The organism is Candidatus Epulonipiscium viviparus (genome assembly GCF_030708075.1).
Lineage (GTDB): Bacteria > Bacillota > Clostridia > Lachnospirales > Cellulosilyticaceae > Epulonipiscioides > Epulonipiscioides viviparus.
In genome coordinates, this window is record NZ_CP117982.1 from 1,584,015 (window position 1) to 1,606,505 (window position 22,491).

At 37.2% G+C, this 22,491-nt stretch carries 24 protein-coding genes; 8 read left to right on the forward strand and 16 right to left on the reverse strand.

Annotation, left to right across the window (positions count from 1 at the left end):
- Positions 1-24: 24 nt before the first annotated feature.
- Positions 25-1,323, reverse strand: coding sequence for a cytosine permease (locus PCY70_RS06515; protein ID WP_305768884.1), 1,299 nt, complete (start codon positions 1,321-1,323; stop codon positions 25-27).
- Between the two features lie 374 nt (positions 1,324-1,697).
- On the opposite strand from PCY70_RS06515, the gene PCY70_RS13805 reads away from it, so the two are divergent.
- Entirely contained in the window at positions 1,698-2,135 is a 438-nt protein-coding gene (locus PCY70_RS13805; protein ID WP_416387538.1) for an arsenate reductase/protein-tyrosine-phosphatase family protein, read from the forward strand.
- A 221-nt stretch (positions 2,136-2,356) separates the two neighbouring features.
- Here PCY70_RS13805 and PCY70_RS06525 read toward each other — a convergent pair whose 3' ends face one another.
- Positions 2,357-3,322: a calcium/sodium antiporter gene (locus PCY70_RS06525; RefSeq protein WP_305768885.1), complete on the reverse strand. Its 966-nt coding sequence runs from the start codon at positions 3,320-3,322 to the stop codon at positions 2,357-2,359.
- A gap of 212 nt (positions 3,323-3,534) precedes the next feature.
- Here PCY70_RS06525 and PCY70_RS06530 point away from each other — a divergent pair, with 212 nt between their 5' ends.
- The gene (locus tag PCY70_RS06530; RefSeq protein ID WP_305768886.1) at positions 3,535-4,599 is read left to right on the forward strand and encodes a DEAD/DEAH box helicase; all 1,065 of its coding nucleotides are present in this window, start codon (positions 3,535-3,537) and stop codon (positions 4,597-4,599) included.
- Between the two features lie 53 nt (positions 4,600-4,652).
- Here PCY70_RS06530 and PCY70_RS06535 read toward each other — a convergent pair whose 3' ends face one another.
- From PCY70_RS06535 to PCY70_RS06555, 5 genes are all read right to left on the reverse strand, one after another.
- Positions 4,653-6,065 (reverse strand): oxaloacetate decarboxylase subunit alpha, encoded by a 1,413-nt coding sequence (locus PCY70_RS06535; RefSeq protein ID WP_305768887.1) that lies wholly within the window; start codon positions 6,063-6,065, stop codon positions 4,653-4,655.
- Positions 6,066-6,092: 27 nt separating this feature from the next.
- Positions 6,093-7,244 carry a sodium ion-translocating decarboxylase subunit beta gene (locus PCY70_RS06540; protein ID WP_305768888.1) on the reverse strand — a complete coding sequence of 384 codons (1,152 nt, stop codon included), beginning with the start codon at positions 7,242-7,244 and terminating at the stop codon, positions 6,093-6,095.
- Between the two features lie 69 nt (positions 7,245-7,313).
- Complete coding sequence (locus tag PCY70_RS06545; protein ID WP_305768889.1) at positions 7,314-7,679, reverse strand: biotin/lipoyl-containing protein; 366 nt, start codon at positions 7,677-7,679, stop codon at positions 7,314-7,316.
- A 33-nt stretch (positions 7,680-7,712) separates the two neighbouring features.
- Entirely contained in the window at positions 7,713-8,015 is a 303-nt protein-coding gene (locus tag PCY70_RS06550) for an OadG family protein (protein ID WP_305768890.1), read from the reverse strand.
- 58 nt (positions 8,016-8,073) lie between these two features.
- On the reverse strand, positions 8,074-9,468 hold the full coding sequence (locus PCY70_RS06555; RefSeq protein WP_305768891.1) for a carboxyl transferase domain-containing protein: 1,395 nt from the start codon (positions 9,466-9,468) through the stop codon (positions 8,074-8,076).
- A gap of 551 nt (positions 9,469-10,019) precedes the next feature.
- Between PCY70_RS06555 and PCY70_RS06560 the strand changes: the two genes are divergently transcribed.
- The 3 genes from PCY70_RS06560 to PCY70_RS06570 are packed head-to-tail and all read left to right on the forward strand — an operon-like array spanning position 10,020 to position 13,089.
- Positions 10,020-11,291 carry an ABC transporter substrate-binding protein gene (locus tag PCY70_RS06560; protein WP_305768892.1) on the forward strand — a complete coding sequence of 424 codons (1,272 nt, stop codon included), beginning with the start codon at positions 10,020-10,022 and terminating at the stop codon, positions 11,289-11,291.
- Between the two features lie 51 nt (positions 11,292-11,342).
- Entirely contained in the window at positions 11,343-12,239 is an 897-nt protein-coding gene (locus PCY70_RS06565; protein WP_305768893.1) for a carbohydrate ABC transporter permease, read from the forward strand.
- A 10-nt stretch (positions 12,240-12,249) separates the two neighbouring features.
- Positions 12,250-13,089: a carbohydrate ABC transporter permease gene (locus PCY70_RS06570; RefSeq protein WP_305768894.1), complete on the forward strand. Its 840-nt coding sequence runs from the start codon at positions 12,250-12,252 to the stop codon at positions 13,087-13,089.
- 4 nt (positions 13,090-13,093) lie between these two features.
- Here the strand turns inward: PCY70_RS06570 and PCY70_RS06575 are convergent, their stop codons facing one another.
- The 9 genes from PCY70_RS06575 to PCY70_RS06615 form a co-directional block, all read right to left on the reverse strand.
- A complete protein-coding gene (locus PCY70_RS06575) occupies positions 13,094-13,315 on the reverse strand; it encodes a hypothetical protein (RefSeq protein ID WP_305768895.1) in 222 nt (73 codons plus the stop codon).
- A gap of 64 nt (positions 13,316-13,379) precedes the next feature.
- On the reverse strand, positions 13,380-13,865 hold the full coding sequence (locus tag PCY70_RS06580; protein WP_305768896.1) for a hypothetical protein: 486 nt from the start codon (positions 13,863-13,865) through the stop codon (positions 13,380-13,382).
- A 64-nt stretch (positions 13,866-13,929) separates the two neighbouring features.
- On the reverse strand, positions 13,930-14,415 hold the full coding sequence (locus tag PCY70_RS06585) for a hypothetical protein (RefSeq protein ID WP_305768897.1): 486 nt from the start codon (positions 14,413-14,415) through the stop codon (positions 13,930-13,932).
- A gap of 62 nt (positions 14,416-14,477) precedes the next feature.
- Positions 14,478-15,062, reverse strand: coding sequence for a hypothetical protein (locus tag PCY70_RS06590; RefSeq protein WP_305768898.1), 585 nt, complete (start codon positions 15,060-15,062; stop codon positions 14,478-14,480).
- Positions 15,063-15,215: 153 nt separating this feature from the next.
- The gene (locus PCY70_RS06595; protein ID WP_305768899.1) at positions 15,216-15,785 is read right to left on the reverse strand and encodes a hypothetical protein; all 570 of its coding nucleotides are present in this window, start codon (positions 15,783-15,785) and stop codon (positions 15,216-15,218) included.
- Positions 15,786-15,800: 15 nt separating this feature from the next.
- On the reverse strand, positions 15,801-16,337 hold the full coding sequence (locus PCY70_RS06600; protein WP_305768900.1) for a hypothetical protein: 537 nt from the start codon (positions 16,335-16,337) through the stop codon (positions 15,801-15,803).
- Between the two features lie 21 nt (positions 16,338-16,358).
- Positions 16,359-16,811, reverse strand: coding sequence for a hypothetical protein (locus PCY70_RS06605; RefSeq protein ID WP_305768901.1), 453 nt, complete (start codon positions 16,809-16,811; stop codon positions 16,359-16,361).
- Complete coding sequence (locus tag PCY70_RS06610) at positions 16,793-17,740, reverse strand: hypothetical protein (RefSeq protein WP_305768902.1); 948 nt, start codon at positions 17,738-17,740, stop codon at positions 16,793-16,795. Before PCY70_RS06610 ends, PCY70_RS06605 begins: the two co-directional genes overlap by 19 nt.
- A 114-nt stretch (positions 17,741-17,854) precedes the next feature.
- Positions 17,855-20,143 (reverse strand): putative bifunctional diguanylate cyclase/phosphodiesterase, encoded by a 2,289-nt coding sequence (locus tag PCY70_RS06615; protein WP_305768903.1) that lies wholly within the window; start codon positions 20,141-20,143, stop codon positions 17,855-17,857.
- Positions 20,144-20,356: 213 nt separating this feature from the next.
- On the opposite strand from PCY70_RS06615, the gene PCY70_RS06620 reads away from it, so the two are divergent.
- Genes PCY70_RS06620 through PCY70_RS06630 form a run of 3 tightly spaced genes read left to right on the forward strand, consistent with a single transcriptional unit; the run spans position 20,357 to position 22,459 of the window.
- The gene (locus PCY70_RS06620) at positions 20,357-21,043 is read left to right on the forward strand and encodes a cyclase family protein (RefSeq protein ID WP_305768904.1); all 687 of its coding nucleotides are present in this window, start codon (positions 20,357-20,359) and stop codon (positions 21,041-21,043) included.
- Between the two features lie 24 nt (positions 21,044-21,067).
- Positions 21,068-21,535, forward strand: a complete 468-nt coding sequence (locus tag PCY70_RS06625) for a NanQ anomerase/TabA/YiaL family protein (protein WP_305768905.1) — start codon at positions 21,068-21,070, stop codon at positions 21,533-21,535.
- A gap of 15 nt (positions 21,536-21,550) precedes the next feature.
- Entirely contained in the window at positions 21,551-22,459 is a 909-nt protein-coding gene (locus tag PCY70_RS06630) for a ketopantoate reductase family protein (protein WP_305768906.1), read from the forward strand.
- Positions 22,460-22,491: the final 32 nt, after the last annotated feature.

Sequence of the window (22,491 nt, forward strand, 5' to 3'; positions counted from 1 at the left end):
GTTATATCCTTTCTGTGAATTATTTTAAAGTCTGATTACACTGTTTTCGAGTTCGGTTACAATTCGATTTGCGTTATTGCCTCTAGATGGTGATGGCATAAATTTTTCTAATATTAGATATGCGACAAAGCCGATTGCGACCCCCAAATATTCTATATATAAGATATATGCAATAACAGCCCCAACTGCCCAGGCGATTACACCTGCCCAATTGAAGCCAGCAACGGCGTGCCAATTTTCGCTTTTGCCTTTGCCCACCACAAAATAGTCTGCTATCATGATGCCTCCTATAGGACAAGCAATGCAAGCTAGCATACTGAGAATGGCTTCGATATAGTTGAGAACTCCAAATGCACCTAAAATTGTGCCAACTAAGCCGACTACAAGTGTCACTTCTCTTCGTCTATTGTCTGAAATATTAAAAATCATAATTGTATTGAGTGCTCCTGTATAAGCATTGGTTGAGTTGGTGGTCCAGGTAGATAAAATCATAGATGCGACACCCAAAATAGGAAGCCCTATGCCTATCAAAACCATGCTTATATCATGATTATTTGCTAATTTGGCCATTATAATACCCATAATTAGTGTAATAACGCCCATAGGAAAAACTCCCCAAAATGTGGAACTGATCACATCTTTGCGGGTTTTCTGAAATCGTGTAAAGTCGCAAGGGGTAATGGCTCCAATAGCATAAAAATTGAAAGATAATCCAACGCCGGACATGAAACTCATTGTTTGTTCGACTTCTGTATTTAGTGAGGCAATTCCATATTTTTTTATCACCAAATATGTACCCATAATCATTATAAACATTAGTAGCGGAATCGATAATTTGTCTAATTTCTCTATTGCCCTCATTCCAAAAATCGCTGTGGATAGCATGATGATTCCCCAGATGATGCTGGATATGGGAACTGGTATAGCAATATTAAATTCGCTAAGTAAAACATTGGTAAAGGCTTCTCCGCATACTGCGTTGTTGATTCCAAACCAGCCTATTAAATTTAAAGCAAATACCGTGCTCACAATAAATCTCGACCCCAAAACTCCCATTCCGGCCTGTGCGAGAGTACAAGTTGCCGCACCCAAATCGCTCCCCATTAGCCCCAAGATAGCCATCACAACAACCACAATTAAATATCCAAGGGTTCCCGAGAGTATGCCGCTTGAAACTGACATCGAATCGGCAAGGATCGCTCCTAATAAAAATGATGGTACGCATACGCAAATGCCGGCTTGTATGTATGCCATCGATTTGGCGCTCATTCTATCTTTTAGCGGAATCGGAGCAAGCGCAAAAATTTCAGAGTTTTCTTTCATAGTTATGTCCTCCTAAAATAATTTTGTTAAAAATTAATTATGGCATCAAAATATAAAAAATGCAACCAATAAATTTGTGGCCGGCATCTAATAATACTTGACAAATCAAAAAAATTTGATATAATATAAATATATAAATAACTAGGAGGAATTTGAAAATGAGTCAAACTTGGTATCCCGTTATAGATGATGATAAATGTTTAGGATGTATGGTCTGTAATGATATGTGTCAGCACGGCGTTTATAAACCCGACGAAGAGAGTGCTAAACCCAAAGTGGTGTATGGAAATGGCTGCGTTCATGGTTGCCATGGTTGCGAAAGACAGTGTCCAGCAGGGGCTATTCATTATCACGGAGACAATGGTACGTTGGATATAGACTATGATTTTGATACATATAAACCAGAAATCAAGTGTGAAGGGAAGCCTAAAGTGGCGTTTGTTTGTAATCACAATTCTTGTAGAAGTCAGATTGCGGAGGCGCTGGGCAAGCGTTTAGGTTCAGATGTATTCGAAAGCTTTTCTGCAGGCACAATAATTAAGAATCAAATCAACCAGGACGCGGTGAGGTTGATCAAGAATATTTATGAGATAGACATGGAAGAGACGCAGTATAACAAAGTTTTGGATGCTATTCCGCAACCAGATGTTGTTATTTTCATGGGGTGTAATGTTAGCTGCCCTAATGTGCCTTCGCAATATGCTGAAAATTGGGGCTTGGATGATCCAACTGGCAAAAGTGATGAGGAATTTAAAGCCATTATAGCAGAGGTTGAGCGACGAGTTATTTTGTTAAAAGCAAAGCTTAGTTAAGTAAATCAAAAAGTGATCCGGTGGAGTCATATATCTCTGCTGGATCACTTTTTATAATATTGGTTAATTTATGAATGATTTGTTTCGTTATCGTTTCTCCTTTAAATAAACTTATGTAGTAATGTCTCAAAAAATATTAATTTGTATATATAAAAAAAGAATTAATTTCTGGATTAATCAGAAATCAATTCTCCTAATATCTGTTTGCTTTATTTTTTTGGTTACCTCATTATTATATATGCCATATAACCAAAATAGCATAAAACGAAGACAATACCTTCCCAACGTACAATCTTTCTTTGTGTAATTGCAAACGCAAATGTTGCTAGAACTGTTAGGATCATTATTAGTATATCGCTGATCACTTCGCCTGTTACTGGTATAGGATTAATGAGTGTGGATATGCCTAATATTAAAAATATGTTAAAGATATTTGAACCGATTACATTGCCTAAAGCGATATCGCTTTGACCTTTGGTTGCAGCGACGATGCTGGTGACAAATTCTGGTAAAGATGTGCCGATAGCAACGATGGTAAGCCCTACTAAGCCTTCTGACATTCCCCAGGCCAACGCTATTTCTGTGGCAGAATCTACTACCCAATTTCCACCGGCAACAATGGCGATGATGCCTCCGATAGATAATAATACGCTTTTCTTCATTGGCATTGTCTCGATCTCTTCTTCTGGCTCATTATTTTTGCGAGATTCCAATGCGACTTCTACTAAATAATATATGAAAATTCCAAAAAAGAACAATAACAAAAGTCCATCTGCGCGATCAATATAGCCTGTTAACCCGCTCACTGCGCCAACATCTCCAAGCACAAAGTCTAAGCCCATAACTAATAATATAACAGATGCTAATAAAGTAAATGGAAGTTCTTTAATTAAAATTGTTTTTTTGACTTTTAGTGGCAATATTGCAGCTGCAAAACCTACTACCATCAAAATGTTAAAAATATTCGAACCAATTACGTTTCCTACTGCTATTGCATTTTTTCCGTCGATCGCAGATGTGATACTAACAGCTAATTCTGGCGCACTAGTTCCGAATGCCACGATGGTAAGTCCAATAATTAGGGTTGGCACTCTGAGAGATGCTGCAATAGAAGATGCACCTTCAACAAAAAAGTCGGCACCTTTAATTAGACACACAAACCCGATAAGTAAAATTATATACTCCATTTTTTCCCTCCCGATATTTTTTTAATCTATAAGTAGTGTATACAAGTATTATTAAAAAAATGCGTATTTTTTATGAATATATATTCCTATATTTTACACTTTAACAATAAATACTAAATGTATATCATAAAAAATAAACTTTGCCTTGCTGATTAGAATATCAAACAAAGGTTAATACTATAAAAAGTAATATTTACAAAGGAGCTTTTTTGATGATAAAACAAGAACTTTACAACGCTTTGACGCATATTCAAGAACTTACACCTATGCAAAACCAAGCAATTGAGGCCATTTCCACCGGCGCGGATACTGTGCTTTTGGCGCCCACTGGCAGTGGTAAAACTCTTGCTTTTTTACTTCCTCTGCTTTCAAAAATTAATTATATAAAGCAATCACAGGTTTTGATTTTGGCACCTACGTCGGAACTCATTATTCAAACGCTAGACCAAGTTAGACTGCTAATCAAAAATAGTCAGCTTCCGATTACTTGTACATCTTTGGTAGGCAATCCTTCACGTATTGTGGAGACCCTAAAAAAGCAAAAGCCACACATTCTCGTTGGGTCTCCCGATCGTGCCCTAGACTTTATATCTTCTAAAAGGCTTAAAGCAACTACTTTAACAGCATTGGTTATAGATGAAGCCGATTACTTTTTTAACAACGAGCATAAGGCAACGGTCGAAAAGATTATTTCAGCGTTGCCAACTACGGCTCAGATTATATTGTCTTCTGCGACTTTGACAACTGCAGACTTCAAATTTCTAAAGGATCCGCAAGTAGTTTCTCAAGACGCTGCAATTAATAGTAATATTGTGCACAATTTTGTGATAGCAGCAGAGTATAGAAAAAAGTACGATGTCCTGAGATCTGTATTAAATAAGGAATCTCCCGAGGCTACATTGGTTTTTATCAACAACTCACATGAAGCGCAGCTAGTATATGATAGGCTATTACACCATGGTTTTAAGGCAAGTATTTTGACAGGAAATCAAGATAAGCAGGATCGGGCTAGTGCGTTATCTAAATTTCGTGCCCATAAGACAAATGTACTCGTTTCATCTGATCTTAGTGCTAGAGGACTTGACATACCTAGCATTTCATATGTAATTAATCTAGACTTGCCACCAAATTCTAATGCTTATGTGCATCGAGCGGGTCGTTCTTCTAGGTTTGGTAATCATGGAGTTAGCTTATGCATAGTTACCAAAGGCGAAACTGATACTATTGCCGATTATGAAAAAGATTTGTCGATTAAGTTTACTCCATTCAAAAATTAGTATATAAAAAAAGATAACCCTGCATGACACAGGGCTGTCCTTGGCGACACATCCTAGATTGGATATGCTTTATTTTTTTCATCTGCTATAGCAGGATCAACGTTAGTTTGTTGAGCTTCACGATATTTGAAGAAATCTGTCGCAACTTGATCGAATAACGCGTAAGATAAAACGTCTTCGTCTTGTTGAACGTATCTTGCGGTTTCTTTTTTGAGCTTTTCCATTTCTGGTTTGATGTCATCTGCAGGTCTGTGGAAGATTCTTGGCTCATCACCAATGATTTTTTTCACGATTTCGTCGGAAATTGGAACTGGTGTTTCACCGTACTCACCTTTAACGATGCCTTTTGCTTCTTTTGAAACCATTTTGTATCTTTCGCCTGCAAGTACGTTTAGAACTGCTTGGTTACCCACGATTTGGCTTGTTGGTGTAACAAGAGGTAGGTATCCAAAGTCTGCACGCACCTTAGGGATCTCTCTAAGAACTTCGTAGTACTTATCTTCAGCCTTTTGTTGCTTAAGCTGAGATACAAGATTTGAAAGCATTCCGCCCGGAACTTGGTATAGCAAAGTGTTGATATCTACTGCCAATACTTTTGGATTTAATAGCCCTGATGCAAGGGCTTTTTCTCTTATTGGCAAGAAGTATTCTGCAATCTCGCTTAATAATTTTTCATCATACCCTGTGTCATATGGTGTATCTTTGAAAGTTGCAACCATAACCTCTGTTGCAGGTTGAGAAGTACCCAATGCAAGCGGAGACATTGCTGTATCGATTATATCTACCCCAGCTTCTACTGCTTTTAGGTATGTCATAGACGCAACACCGCTTGTGTAGTGTGTATGAAGTTGGATAGGTATTTTAACTGCTTCTTTAAGAGAGCTAATTAGTCTATCTGCTTCGTATGGTACCAACAACCCTGCCATATCTTTAACACATATTGAGTCAGCTCCCATATTTTCGATGTTTTTGGCCAATTTCATAAAGAATTCAAGAGTGTGAACCTCACTTAGTGTGTAGCATATTGTAACTTGTGAGTGACCTTTCTCTTTTTGGCACGCATTAACAGCGGTTTGAAGGTTTCTGATGTCGTTTAATGCGTCGAAGATTCTTATTACATCGATTCCGTTTGCAATACTTTTTTGAACGAAATACTCAACCACGTCATCTGCATAGTGTCTATATCCTAAAATATTTTGACCTCTAAATAGCATTTGAAGAGGAGTTTTTGGAGCTCCCGCACGAATTTTTCGTAATCTTTCCCATGGATCTTCTTTTAGAAAGCGAAGACACGCATCGAATGTTGCTCCGCCCCATACTTCTAGTGCGGCAAATCCAACTGCATCCATTTTGCTTAGTATTGGAAGCATCTCCTCGGTTTTCATACGTGTTGCAATAAGAGATTGATGAGAGTCACGTAAAGTTGTGTCCATCAATTTAATTGGTTTTGGTGTTATTTTACTCAAAATTTTGACCTCCCTGTATTCTTATAATTAGTTTGCGTAGATTGATAACATAACGCCAGCAGCAATTGCAGAGCCTATAACTCCTGCAACGTTAGGACCCATAGCATGCATTAACAAGAAGTTTGATGGGTTTTCTTTTTGGCCAACTTTTTGAACAACCCTTGCTGCCATTGGTACGGCAGATACGCCCGCAGCACCGATAAGAGGATTGATCTTTCCGCCGCTCATTTTACACATAAGCTTACCAAACAAAACTCCGCTACCTGTACCGATTACAAATGCGAATAAACCAAGTGCAAGAATACCAAGAGTTTGTGTTGTTAAAAATTGATCAGCACCAGTTGATGCCCCAACGCTAATACCTAATAAAATTGTAATTATAGACATAAGCGCGTTGCTTGCGACATCGGCAAGACGAGATGTTGCTCCAACTTCTTTTAAAAGGTTACCGAACATTAGCATTCCCACAAGTGTTCCTGCTGATGGAAGCAATAATGAAACAGAAATAGTAACGATAATAGGGAACAAAACTTTTTCTGTTGAAGAAACAGGACGAAGTTGATCCATTTTGATTTTACGTTCTTCGGCAGTAGTAAACATTTTCATAATTGGTGGTTGAATTACAGGAACCAATGCCATATATGAATAAGCTGAAACTGCGATTGCGCCCAAAAGTTCTGGAGCTAATTTTGTAGCTGTATAAATCGAAGTAGGACCATCTGCGCCACCGATGATACCGATTGCTGCTGCTTGTTCTGGTGAAAATCCTAATAAAAGCGCACCTAAGAATGCAACAAAAATACCGATCTGCGCTGCAGCGCCTAGAAGTAAACTTTTTGGATTTGCAATTAGTGGCCCAAAATCTGTCATGGCGCCAACACCAATAAAGATTAGTGGTGGGTAGATTCCTAAATCTTTACCCATTCCAATATAATATAATAAACCACCAGGTTCCCCGTTTGCTGGATATGCTTTAATTCCAACGCCTGGCAAGTTAACCATCAAAATACCAAATGCAATAGGTACGAGCAATAGCGGCTCAAAACCTTTTGCGATCGCTAAATATAGTAATACGCAAGCTATGACAATCATAACGATATAGCCAAGATTTAGCTGAGCAAATCCTGACTCCATTACGAAGTTGCTTATAGATTGCATAAACACTTCAAATGTATTCATTTTAACCCTCCCCATAAGTTTCCGTGCAATTAGCTCTCTCTTTATCTATATTGTATATTGAGCTAGTTTTTAAGCTATAGTTACGATTACATCATTTGCTTCAACAGTATCACCTGTTTGTTTAACAATAGAAGTGATTTTTCCACCTGTACTAGCAAAAATTTCGTTTTCCATTTTCATAGCTTCGAGCACCGCAACAAGGTCGCCTTCTTTAACGTCTTGGCCAACAGTAACTTTTACGCCAACGATTTTTCCGGGCATAGGTGCAACAACTTTAGTGCCTGTACCAACAGCCGCAGGAGCCGCAACAACTGGAGCTGCAACAGCAGGAGCCGCCGCGCGAGGAGCAGGTGCAGATAGTGTTTGGCCAGCGCCTAATTCTTCAACTTCTACTTCATATGCGTTACCATTTACGTTAACTTGAAATTTTCTCATTTTATAATACCCTCCATTATTTTTTTAAATTTATTATCTAACTCTTTTTAATGATCTAACTACTAACTTATCTGTAGTTGTACCAAGACTTAATGCGATTACAGCAGAAATGGCTGCAACAATTTCTAATTCATCTTCAACAACAACTGGCTCTACTTTTTTGGTATCAACTGTAACACGCTCAACAGCCGTTTCTGCAGGTGATTGCTTTTTATTTTCTAGATTAGCAATTAACTTACCAGAAACATTGATAAGAACAATAAGTAAAACAAGCGCAACGAAGACGATGCATACACCGATTACAAAAGTATTTAATCCAGCTAAAAATGCACTCACTTCATCAACCCCCTATTTAAATAAACACTATTTTTTATTATCTCTTTTGGTTATAAAATTATTTTGCGTCGTATCCTTTACTCCAAAGCATTTCAAATGCAGAAATAAGACGCTTTCTACTAGACGCAGGCTCAACAATCTCATCAATATATCCGAGCGCCGCCATAGCGTCAACACCTGCGTTTTGCTCAGCATAGGCAGTTACTTTTTCGTTTAGTGTGTCTTGATCAATTTCCCCCGCAGCAAGTTCTTTTGCATACATGATCTTAACAGCGCTTTCGGTTGGCATGAGAGTAATGTCTGCAGTTGGCCAAGCGAGAACCAAATCCGCGCCCACATGTGAAGAGTTCATTAGTACATACGCGCTTCCATAAGCCTTGCCTAAAATTAGACTAACTTTTGGAACTTTTGTGTTGGCGATTTTAACAGTAAATTTGCCAAACTCTTCGATGATTCCTTGTTGTTCTGAAGTTTCGCTAGATACAAAATTTGAAACATTAACCACAGTGAGAACTGGGATGCTAAAGTCATTTAAGAAGTCCAAAAACTTGTTTGCTTTTTTGATTCCGTGTAAGCAAATTCCAGGCTCTTCGTTTGCAATCACCCCGATAGTGGTTCCGTTGAGTTTGATAAACCCTGCAGAAATAGAAGCTCCGTAGTCTGCAGAAATTTCTAGGTAGTTGTTATCATCTGCAATACTTGTAACAACTGTCTTAATTTCTGTGTTATCAAAATCAAAATTATTTAAATTTGTATCAACCCTGTTTAAATCATCCAAGCAATCTTGCCAATTTCCTTTGTCTAAAAAGTTTGAAGGTAAGAATGAAAGAAGATTAGCTACATTTGTTGATATGTAAGCTTCGTCTCCTACAAAATTTGCAAGACCACTGTTTGCCGCGTGAACTTTAGCTGTTTGGATCTTGTCTGGCGTTAACTCTTTGTCGTCCATAGTATTAACGCTTGATAAAAATACTTTAGCTTTTTTCTCATCCATAAACACAAAATCTGCAATTCCGCAAAGTAGAGATGCTCCGCCTTGAGCATTGCCGTCGGCAACAACTATTTGAGGTATAACTCCCTTTGAAGATGCCATTACTTTGTAGATTTGACCATAAGCTTCTAAAGTTTCGATGCCTTCTTCTAGTCTTGCTCCTGTGGTGCTGACATACATGATAACAGGTGCGCCAACTTTTTTTGCGGCTTCATAAGTTTTGGCGATCTTCTTAGAATGCATAATTCCAATTGCACCACCCATAACGCTCTCTTCTTGAATACAAATATATATGAGTCTTCCGCCAATTGTACCATATCCACAAACCACTCCATCTGTTAGTGTCTCTTCACAAGACAAAGAGAAAGCGGTACTTTTACTTTTTATAAGCGCTCCAATTTCTACAAAACTATTTGCATCGAAAAGAGCATCCACTTTGTTTCTTGCAACTAAGTTATTCATCAAATCCCTCCATATTCAAATTAAAGAGTCCAAGAAACTCTTTCTTCTATTTTATTATAACCTATTTTTGAACAAGTAACAATATTAAAATATAAATATTTTTACTTTTTTTTACTTTTGCAAGATTAAGACGATAAAAAATCATAAAAGTGCCATTTTTTTTAAAAAGTATCAAAAATTACCGGGGTTATACAAAAATAAATTATGGTGTTTGAATGAAAGAACATTTGTTCCGTCTAAATTTATGCAGAAAAAATTTTTGTAATTTCATTTATAACATATTTTTTGGTAAATTATGAAGATCAAGTCTGTTAAAAATGTAAAACTATTCCAGAAAAATACCCAGAGAAATAATTCCCATGAGAAAAATTGACACGATTTTTTCTTAAAATTGCCTATATAAATACATAGCAATTACATATTACTTTGATTCCAATTCATAATATAGATATAGTATGAGAAGAGGTTATATACAAAAATATTCCGAGCTTGCTTTTTAATTTTAATAGCTCTATAATAATTTTATAATTATACGAAAGGTAGTGTTTATTATGAAAAATTTTTATAAGTTTGTATTAACAGCAATGACGTCGGCAGCTCTCGTGGGTTGCGGTAATTCAGAAGTTTCTGATGACGGTCAAATTGTTATCAAGTTTGCTAACTACGCTGTATTGGAAGCAGGATACGATGTGTTTTGGGAAGGTGTTAAGGAAAATTTCGAAGCTTTGCATGACAACATCTCTATCGAATGGGTTTCGGCGCCATACAACGAAAGCATAAACCAAGTTCTCAATATGGCAGGTGGTGGAGATCGTGTCGACCTTATTTTTGGTGAAATTGATTGGATTCCTGTTCTTGAAGACTCCGGCTTAATAACTGCTGTTGAAAATATTTTATCCGAAGAGTTTATAGCAGATTTGTATCCGTCTATGGTTGCAGGTTGCAGTGTGGATGGCGTTCAGTATGGTGTTCCGGTCTATGCGTCTCCGTTTCTTCTATATTACAACACCGATCTTTTTAAGCAAGCTAACATCGCGGCCCCTCCTTCTACATATGCCGAAATGCTTGTGGCCGCCGAGGCGTTGGCAAAGCTGACAACTGCAGATGGAAATAAGGTATACGCGTTTGGCCAAACCACTGCGTCGGTGCCGGTTTCTGGTGCTTCTATCAATGCTATGTTACATAATTTTGGTGGGCATCTCCTCAATGCTGATGGTACGTTAAACATGGATACCGAACCTCTTACGGAAACGATGGAGATGATTCACTTACTAGATGCCAAAGGTTATAATCCTCAGAATGCAAAGCTGAAAGACTTGCGAAATTTGTTTGCACTGGGTCAGCTAGCGATGTATTATGACCAATCTTGGGGTTTTAATGGAGTACAAAGCATCAATCCTGCAGCTACTGAGTTTACTGCATCTGCTCCACCTCTTGCTGGCGGAGATGGGGATGGCGCGAGTTTACTGCAAGCACATACGATCATGCTAGTCGATAATCAAGACGCTGCGGTTGCCGATGCGGTGCGAATGTTGGTTGAGTATATAATTACAGAGGAAACGCTTAGCGACTACCTTGCAAATCAAACTCCAGCATATCCATCGCGAATATCTATGGAAAATATGGACGCTATTGCAAATCACAAAATATTACAAGGAGCGGCGGGGTCTTTAAACAATCTCATAATTACGCCATTTGTCCCGGCTTTGTCTGATATCAATCTGGAGCTTAGTGCGTTGGCGCAGGCGGTTACTGTTGCAGACAAAGATATTGAGACTAGCGTCGATGCGTTTATAGAAAATGTTAGCAGTATGCTGGAGTAAGACGCTTCCAGTGCCACGACAGCTATTGCTCTTAAAGAAGGGAGTTCTTATATGAAAAAGAAAACTGTAGACAGATTGTTTGCGGCAGCTTTGATCGCACCGACGCTGTTTATCACAATTTTATTTATTCTCGTTCCGGTTGTTGATTCCGTATTCAAGAGTTTTACTGAATATAAGATGAAAAATATTATTGCCGGTACACCGGTTGTATGGAATAATTTCGAAAACTATTTGAAGCTGTTTAGCAATGACAAGCTCCTAAATTCGATTATCATCACGTTCGCATTTGTGGCATTTGTTGTTATACTTCAATTTGTCTTTGGAATGGCGTTGGCTCTAATTCTAAATTCTAATATCAGGTGTGCAAGATTTTTTAGAAGCATTATGATGACCCCATGGGTTGTGCCTACTGTTATTTCAGCTCTCGTTTGGATGTGGATTTTTCAGCCGCAGTATGGGGTCTTAAAATATTTGGTAGAGATCTTTTCGGGTGGGGTTATCACAGATTTTGCAATACTGAATGATCCAGATACCGCTTTACTGGGTATTAGCATTGCTGCGTTATGGAAACAAATTCCATTAACTACTCTGCTATTGCTTGCAGGGCTGCAGAATGTGCCTGAGGATATGCTGGAGGCTGCGTCTGTTGATGGAGCCACTGGTGTTCGCAAGTTGCTCTATATCGTGTTGCCGTATATGAAAAGTGTTATTAAAATTGTAATGAGCATGGCTATTATCGAAAACTTCAAGCAATTCCCACTGGTATGGACAATGACTGGTGGCGGGCCAAGCAACTCGACGTCAACTCTTGCGGTGCTCAGCTATCGAGAAGCTTTTGTTTCGAACAACTTGGGCTCTGGAGCTGCGGTAACTACAATTTGGATGGCACTGATGATTGCTGTCATTTTCGTCTATAACAAGTTGATGAAATCTGAAGAATTGGATTAGGGGGATTATGATGAAACAACGTCAATTTTTATTTTTGATGCTAAAGTATGTCGCTCTTGCTATTATTTTGTCATTTTTGCTGTTGCCCATAGTGTGGGTGCTGATTACTTCGTTTAAAACTAATATGGAAGCGTATAAGTTTCCGCCAACGTTTTTTCCGGAGAGACCGACAGTTGCAGCTTACATTAAGTTATTTACAGAAAATAATGAGTTTTTTATATATTACAAAAATAATTTTATAGTCTCCGGCGCAACGGCTGTTATCGCTACTATTTTAGCTGGGTTTACTGGATATGCGCTCTCACGATTTAGATTCGATTGGAATAAATATATATTGGCGGCCCTGGTTTCTTCGCAAATGTTTCCTATTGTTAGTCGTATGATTTCTCTTTATGGACTCTTGGGTGACGTGAATCTAATTAATACGCATACGGGATTGGTGCTTGCCTTGGTTGCTGCAATGCTACCGTTTGCGGCCATGCTCATGAATTCGTTTTTCGATGGTGTTCCAAAAGCAATTGAAGAGTCGGCATATATCGACGGAGCAACGAGGATGCAAATTTTATTTAAAATTGTGGTGCCGCTCGTGAAGCCGGGCATACTTGCAGTAGGGTTATATTCGTTTTTGATGACTTGGGATGACTACCTACACGCAGCAACACTGATTCAAACTGATGGTTTGCGTACACTGTCTGCGGGTATTGCAATGAGATATTTGGGAGAATTATCCTATGACTGGTCGTTGATTAACACCATCTCAATAGTGGGAACACTGCCTATGGTGATACTATTCTTTTTCTTTCAAAGGTATATGGTAAAAGGGCTTGTGGCCGGAGCTGTGAAGGGTTAGCATCCTAAACCACGAGAGCCGGTAGCGATTTATTATTTGAGTGTGTACCTGTAACAATATAGCTAGCAGGACTACCTGCAACTACAGTTTTGTCGTCTGTGATACTAGATTTTTTTGTAATTAAGATGGGGCTGCCTTCTAATTTTTCGAGAGTATTAGTAACTTCTGCTATTGGAGTAAAGAAATCACCTGTTTGAGCATAAGCTTGGCTTTTAATTTTTGCCATTATCATCATTCCTTTCATTAATAAAGATAAAAGCCCGACTACTAGAGCCGGGAATGAGCTATTATTATTCTGCTACTTCTGAATTTCCAAATACTGGAGCTTCTGGAAGCAAATCGTCAGTGGATCCAGCAACTACTACTGGTATTATGATTTCTATTGATTGCTCTGTTGCAGGGAAGTAAAGACCTGACAATTTATATGGTGTATAGTTATTAGCTTCATCTGCAGGGCCTTCTGTTAATGAAAAAGGTACATATTTGCCACCTGCGTTTGCTTTTATTTCTTTGTCTGGATCAAGTTTAAAAAATTTTGGAAGCGCATCTGTAAGATCGAATATTACATAGGTTGGAGCTTCGGGATCTGCATGTGTAATTATAACAGTATAAGTAGCTGGACTACCTGCGACTACAGTTTCGCCATCTGTGATACTAGATTCTTTTTTAATTAAGATGGGGCTTTTTTCTACTTTTTCAAGAGTATTAGTAACTTCTGCTATTGGAGTAAAGAAATCACCAGTTTGAGCATAAGCTTGGTTTTTAATTTTTGCCATTATCATCATTCCTTTCATTAATAAAGATAAAAGCCCGACTACTAGAGTCGGGAATGAGTTATTATTATTCTGCTATTTCTGAATTACCAAATACTGGAGCTTCTGGAAGCAAATCGCCAGTGGTTCCAGCAACTATTACTGGTATTGTGATTACCACTTCTTCAGCTGCTTGAGGCAAAATAAGATTCTTAAGAGTATATGGTGTATAGTTATTAGCCTCATCAGGAGTACCTTGTGCTACTGTGAAAGGTTGATCTGCGTCACCTACTTTTACGGTTATTTCACGAGTTTTATCGAGTTCAAAAAAGTCTGGAAGAGCATCGGTAAGATCAAACGTGATTTCGCTTGCCGGCTTAGCATTTGAGTGTGTAATTGTAATGATATAGCTAGCAGGACTACCTGCAACTACAGTTTCGCCGTCTGTGATACTAGATTCTTTTTTAATTAAGATGGGGCTAGTTCCTAGTTTTTCGAGAGTATTGGTAACTTCTGCTATTGGAGTAAAGAAATCACCAGTTTGAGCATAAGCTTGGTTTTTAATTTTTGCCATTATCATCATTCCTTTCATTAATAAAGATAAAAGCCCGACTACTAGAGCCCGGGTGTGGTGATTTAATTAGTTGGAGCAGGAGGTGCAGGAGGTAGAGGAGGTTCAGGAGCTACAGGAGGCTCAGGTTCAGGAGCTACAGGAGGCTCAGGCTCAGGAAGTGCAGAAGGCTCTGCATTTTCTAATGTTGGTGCAGTAAGAGATAATCCAGTAGGAGCAGTCCCTGAAAGAGTTACTGGTATTTTAATTACGACTGAATGATTTGTAGCCAATAATGTAATCGCTTTAATTGTATAGTAAGTAAAGTTTTTGGTCACAACTTCATCGCCTTTTTCCACTTGAGGAGCGAAAGGGATGTCATCTATAGCTGCAGTGATTCCATAATCAGACGTATCCGCGAGAGTAAAAATATTTGGGATAGCATCGATAAGATTGAATGTTACATCGATTGCATTGGCTGGATTCGAATGTTCAATTTTAATAGTGTATGTTACAGAACTACCTCCAACTAATACGTCACCAGTTGTCAGATCAGATGATTTTATAATGCTAAGTGGATTTTCATCCAATTTTGTAATATCATCTGTAACTGTTACTTTATCAGTAAAAGCGTCACCAATTTGTGCGTAAACTTGATTTAAAATTTCCATGTCATCATTCCTTTTTAATATAAAAAAAGCATACAAAAATTGAAATTATGGACATTGCCATATATTTGAGCTCACTATATAATATTAAAAAAACTAGAATGTGTGCAGACTTAAGAAAAAAATTTTTCATATGACAGCGACGGCAACTTTAGCTTAGGCTTGATACTCGGCGAGGTCAAATTTAGGTGTGATGGCTGGTGCGAATATAGGTTTGATTTTGGCCGGAATGATTATGTTCATAGTTCCGCGGTCGGGAATTATCAGGCCCTCGATTATCATCTTAATGGCATTTATGGTATCTGGCGTGACATCGGCATTTAATTCCTCAATTTTCCAATTTTCTGTTCGTATTGTTGCATCCATTCCTGCAGCAACACTTCCCGTAGCTTCAATCCCAAATGCGGCGATGGGCTTGGGCTCCTTTTGAAGGGCTTCGGTGGTTGGTAGCTCGGCTGCGGTAGGGAAGGCATCGATTAGAGCAAACGCTATTTCGAAATTGCTTATATTTTGGATTTCGATTACATATTTAAAATGTTCGCCCAGTCTTAACGAAGTAGTTGCAGATGCGCCATTACTATGCAAAATTTTTTTGGATATTGAAAGCGGACTGCTTGTTTCGATAGTGGAGTTCGCTGATGCTATGGCAGTGTATAGCTTCTGATTTTTGATTAACAATTGAGCATATGCCTGATTTTTGATTAAGTATGTTTCGTGCTTGAGCATATGAGCATCTCCTTTCTATGTTAAAGCGCCAGGCTCTGCAGGGCCAAATTTGGGAGTAGCCAAAGTGCGTACGATTGCGGGGATGATAATGGTTGTTGTGCGGTGGATGGCAATGGCGCGAATGACTAGTTTTTGGGCTTGAATGTTTGCGGGAGTGACGCCGGCTGCTAGATCGTCAGCATTGGTGAATGGTGCAAATGAAATGTTGTGGGGATCTGCATACCGCGGGGGTTCGCCATCAACTGCGATAATAATTCCGTATGGAGGCCTTTCGGTTGCGAAGCGTAACACATTGGGAAATGCATCGATCAGCTCGACGTCTGCCATGGCGGTTGCGGTATCGTTTGTAATTGCGACGGTATAATGAAATGCGTCTCCTGGTGAAAAAATTTTATTGGGGTCGATTTGGTAATATGGAGTACCGTATAGATCGGTGACTGTCTTTGTAACGCTTAGTCCCAGGGTGGTTGCGAGTCTAATGTTAGCTGCAGCCAGATTGCTGGTATAATAATCAGTTTGCGCATAAGCTTGATTTTTTACATATATTGCCATGATTATATACTCCTTTCTAATTTATGGTAGACTGGCCTTAAACTCTTGCATACTAAACTTGACGGGGACGCGTATTTCGATGGCATCACCAGCAAAAAGTTGTAGTTGCGCAATGGTAATTAATTTTTTGTCTGCCACATGAATAATTGGCGGTGGCGCAGCGGCTCTATTGTGCGTAACCAAAATATCTCCATTTACGGTAAGCCCCGCAGGCAAAGCATCACCTACGGTAACGTTGCTATAATTTAGTTTATAGATGGGCTGATCGTCTGATCCAAAATTATATGGCGATAGGTGTATTATATACTCAAGATTCGCATCGTGGAGTAGAAGTGTGTTTGGGATAACCGCTTTGGTGATGTTGATAGGCAAAGCTCCGGCTGCCGCGATCATTATATCTGCCGATGCTAGGTTGGAATATTTGCTATCTTGATGAGCTATCGCACTGTTTCGAATTAATAATGCATCGTCCATATAGATTCCTCCTTAACTTGATTGCTGCCATGTTCGAGAAAGCAAGGATAATCAAATAGCGCAGAAATATGAAGTGTAACGCCTGACTCATTGCTTGGGATGTTTATGCCTGTAAATTGAAGCATTATCTTATTGGCAGTTTTTATAATGGTCGATGCCCAATCATTTTTGGGAGAAGGAATAGGAAATATACACGGATCAAATACTTCTGTGAGAGTTAGATCATCCACGCCGATATAGATTGGATTTTCTGTACTACCATAGTTTGGTGCTTTTAGCGTTACAGTGTACTCTATTTTTTTAGAGCCAGTTAATATAGGAATATTTTCCATGTTTTTAATAATAGATAATGGAAGTTGCCCTATAGTGGTATCATCTGGTGGAATGGCAACGATTAGTAATGTATCGCTTTTGGCTGTGCGATTTTCTGTGGTAGCGATAGCTTCATTCTTGAGCGGATATATATCTTCATTGCCTACGGGCGCATCATTATCAAAAACTCCATCAATATTTCCATCTGGAGCGATGGCATCAAAAGAAGTAAATTTAATGAAGTTGTGTATTAAATTATGTCTATTGCAAAAATCGTTAATAGAATATGCTATCTTTATAGTTTCGTGTTGATTCATATAATGTATATGACAATGTAATACAGAATTAATAATATCGAGATATCCGTTAAAATCATAAGAGACTACACCGATCAATTCAGATACATTACTAACGATAGCGATATTGATATTGGCTAAAGCTTTGCCAGATATATTTTGGATATGTATTACGCTAAATCTACCCCAAGCCGTACACGCTATTTGTTGCGATACCGTAAAGATAGAATCAGCTGCTACAAAAATATATCCAGTGATAGAAGCTGCAAAATTTTTGGTGCTTGCAATAGATACAACAGGTGTTGTAATAAGTGGATTCATATCAGATAATCCTTTCTATAAAATAAATTTCTATATCATAGTATGCGTTATAGCGTCACTTTGTAAATTTGTACTAGACATTTTTTAATAAATATAAAAAAAACATCCCCGCAGCTATTGCTGCAGAGATGATGGGATGCCGAGCATTTTTTTCAATTCTTCCCATAAAATTGGTTTAGAGAAATAATAGCCTTGAATGAGACCGTATTGTTTAACAATGTCAAATTGCTCTTGTGTCTCAACGCCTTCTATGATCATTTCCATACCCAATATATCAGAAATATTTTTGAGAGAATTAATAATTTCGTATTGCTTATCATTGGATTTATTAACAAATAACTTATCAAGTTTGAGTACGTTAAAATGATAATCATTGAGATAATTAAACGATGAATAACCAGTGCCGAAGTCGTCTAAAGCAATAGATATTCCTAGATCTTGTATTCTTGCTAAATTGTTGGCGACGATTTCACCATTTTCTAATTCTTCGTTTTGCAAAAATGTAGATTCTGTAATTTCTAGGCATATTCCTTCGTATCGAATATTGTATCGTTCGAAGATTTCTATTAGGCGATCCACAAAGTTGGTACTCATAATTTGTATAGGCGATACATTGATCGAAATTTGTAAATTGACATTGGCAGCATACAAATCTTGGATATCCTTGGCGGCACGTTCCAAAATCCAAAATCCTAGTTCTATAATTAACCCTGTTTGTTCTGTTATATAAATAAATTGATCTGGAAAAACAAATCCAAGGGTTGAACTATTCCAGCGTATGAGTGCTTCAGCTTTTTTAATATTTTGATTAGCGTCTACTATTGGTTGGTATGTTAAGAAAAACTCGTCTTGTTCTATAGCAAATGCTAAAATGTTTTTTATGATATTTTCTCGTAGGGAATCTTGATATACTTCTGATTTAAACATTGCCAGCTTATTGCGGGATAGCATTTTGGCTTTGTTTAGCATAATATTTAGCTTATCTAGTAAATTTGTTTTTGTATCAGCATGCAAAGGATATATGATTGCAGCGGAGTTAAATGTAATGGTAATTAGTTTATTGTGCAGTGATATTGGGTTTTCTTTGAAATAATTGAATATCCTTTTATCATAAAATTGTATAATGGCATTTTCGTTATATGTGCCTTCGATAATAATTAAAAATTCATCATCACCAAATCTCACTATTTTTCTATTCAAATGTTTGGTAATTTCAGCCAATCTTTGTACTATTTCTATCAGTATAGTATCGCCGCTACCTTCGATATTACCATCATTAATGGCTTTAAAATTTCGAACATCGAGCAATATTAAACTAAAGTGTTTCTCATTTTGGATCAACTTAGATAGGTGTCGATTAAAATATAATCTATTTGGCAGATTTGTGAGGCTATCGTAATAAAGCAACTCTTTGATTCGGGATGTAATGGTTGTCTCCATTATTAGTGTTAGATCATTAATGTAGCTGACCCCTAATTTGTAATCTGCATCGTCTCCTAGCCCCAAAATAATTTTCTTAAGCTTATTTATTGAGGTGACTACAGGATTTAATATTATTTTGATGGTTACTAACACTATAATTGATATGACTAAAGCGTATAGACTGATGGCTACTGTGAAATTAATCTGACTACCTATAAGAAAGTGATTGGTTTCGATAGAGTGCTCATCGATCACAAATGTAATTTTTTCTAGATCATTGGTATTTATATATGTTTTTACAAATTCATCCTTGGTTTGTAATTTTTTTTGTATATCTGCAGTACCTATAAGGCCATAATCATATTCTAAATATACATCTAAGTGACCAATGGTAAATCGTTCCTGAAATGACCTTAATACATCTTCTATATGCTGATTTATAGCAACAATTCCTATTACATCATCATGCTCATCATAAATGGCCGATATTACACTATACGTTATTTTTCCACTATCAGGATGTATGTATATTGGTGTTGATGACGCATCTAATCTTTGATACATCTCATCATACCACACTTCTTCTGTTACAGATCCTCCTATAGATAGACCTTCTTCTGTAAATAAAATTTCTCCTTTTAAGCTAAATAATGATATCGTCGTATGAAAGCCCATTTCTAATAATAGATTCTCAGTTTCTGTTATATACGATGTGTCCCATTTGCTAGGTATTTTTCCATTGTTTATATCTAGCATAAAATCTTGCACTATTTTGTTATTAGCAAAATTTTCTTCTATATTCATCAATGTATCTAAGTCCCTTTGGTACTCATCTATAATATCTTTGGTATAAATGTCACTAATGGATTCAGTTACTTCGGCTTGAATTGCCATTAATGCTAGCTGAGATAACACTATTATACTTAAAAATAATGCTATGATGATGGTTAGCAATTTTTTATCAATAAATCTCATTTTCATTTTTTACCACCTTCTACATATTTATTCATCATTATATTAAATATATTTTATATATACTTCATTTATGTATTACATTAGTTAAATACTTGTATTTTTGTATATTGAAAGTTTATTAGGAAGATTTATTTTATATTGACCATTTTTTATTTGTGTGCTACACTCAAAGTTGTATATTATTTACCCAATATCATGTATTTATAAGGAGAATTGCTAATGAATGTTGAACAATTAGGAAATTTACGAGTTGTTGATTTAACAAAAATATTAGATCCAGAAACTGAAACGCGTCGTTTAAAAATTGATCGATTTAACACAGGTGGGCCGATTCCCGATTGGCATACGCACATGGATATTACAAGTCATTTAGGAACCCATGTGGAATGTCCATACCATCATCACAATGATTGGTCTGATGTAGCGTCTTTGCCATTAACTACTTTTATGGGACGTGCATTATATGTTGAAATAACACACATGGCACCTTATACACATATAAAAGGTCCTGATTTGGATAAAGTTTTAAAAGATAGAATTCAACCTGGAGACATAATTATACTAGATTCTCCTAATAAAATTCCACCATTTACAAATCTAACAAATACCGAAGCAGATAAGCGATTGCTAATTTGCAAAGAAGCAGCAGAATGGTTCAAAGAACACAAAGTAAAATGTGTTGGATTTGGCGATGGAGTTTCCATCGAGAATTGTAATGAAGATGTGTGCGCATTTCATGATATATTGATGGAAGAAAATATTGTATTTTTGGAAGTGTTACAAAATCTTGATCAACTTAGTACAGATACCTTCTTTATGTCATATTCTCCGCTACCAATTAAAGGTCTTGACTCTTGTCCAATCAGAGCCTATGCAATAGAAGGGTTAGTCGAATTTTCAAAATAAATAATTAGAAGGGATTTTTGAACAATGATTTATTCATCAATCAAATGTAACACGGAGTTGCCTAATTATCCAACACCAATAGCAAAGGCGATCAGCTATTTGAAAGAAACTGATTTTATGGCGTTGGAGACAGGTATATATGAAATCGAAGGCAAAACAATTTATGCGCAACTGTTTGACAAGGAAACTTTACCACTAGATGAAGCTCTCGCAGAGTCTCACAAAAAATTCTTAGATGTACAATTTTTAGTTAAAGGTCGCGAAAAAATTGGGGTTACTAATTTCAATAAAAACTATCAGGTTCAGGAATATATCGAAGAGAGAGACTTAATTTTCTATAAAGCGGTCGAAAACGAGACTTTTATCGAAATGAATGAAGGTGATTTTTGTATATTTTTTCCAGATGACATTCATCGACCAGCAGTTGTCAATGGCGAAAAAATGATTATTCGCAAAGTGGTGGTCAAAATTGATATAGATACTTTAAAATAAGCGGAGGAAAATATCATGAAAATAGCAATAATCGGTGCTGGAGCCATGGGCTCTATATATGGTAGTAAACTTTCTACGAACAATGAAGTATATCTAATTGATCTAAACTCAGAAATTGTAAACGATATTAACCAAAATGGAATCTTCATTTTAGAAGCAGATGCCGAATATCACTATTATCCTAAAGCAACCACCGATAGCGTAGACCTTCCTGCTATGGACTTAGTGATACTTTTTGTTAAATCTATGTTTTCAGAAGTGGCGCTAGAATCAAATAAGCATTTGATTGGCAAAGACACATATTTGATGGCGCTTCAAAATGGCGCGGGTCATGAAGATGTGCTTCAAAAGTTTGCAGCAATAGATCATGTAATTATAGGCACAACAGAAGATAGTGGCACAACGATATCACTAGGAAAAATCAGACGAGGTGGTGTGGGCAATACCAATATTGGAATGCTGGTGCCAGATAAATCTGATATGCTCGCATTGATTAAAGATAGCTTCGATAACGCAGGATTTAAAGTAACTATACACGCTAATATTCAGCAGTTAATCTGGAACAAATTAATAATTAACTCATCTCTAAGCGCTACAACAGGTGTTTTAAAATCCACAATGGGATATCTAATAGATAATCAATACGCAAACAATATGATGATGGCCTTACTAGATGAGGTATGCAATGTAGCACAAGCTATGGGATTAAAAGCAGATAAGCAATACTTTACGCAAAAAATAGTAGATACTATACTGTTATCTAAGATGGGAATCACCTCTATTTCGGCTGATCTACAAAATGGCAGAAAAACAGAAGTGGACAAAATAACGGGAGCAGTGGTACGAGCAGGGCAGGATCTAAATGTTCCTGTAAAAACTCATGAATTTGTATTAAATACTATACATGCATTAGAAAGTCAATAATTTTTTTGGGTGTGACTAGATTGCACCCTACA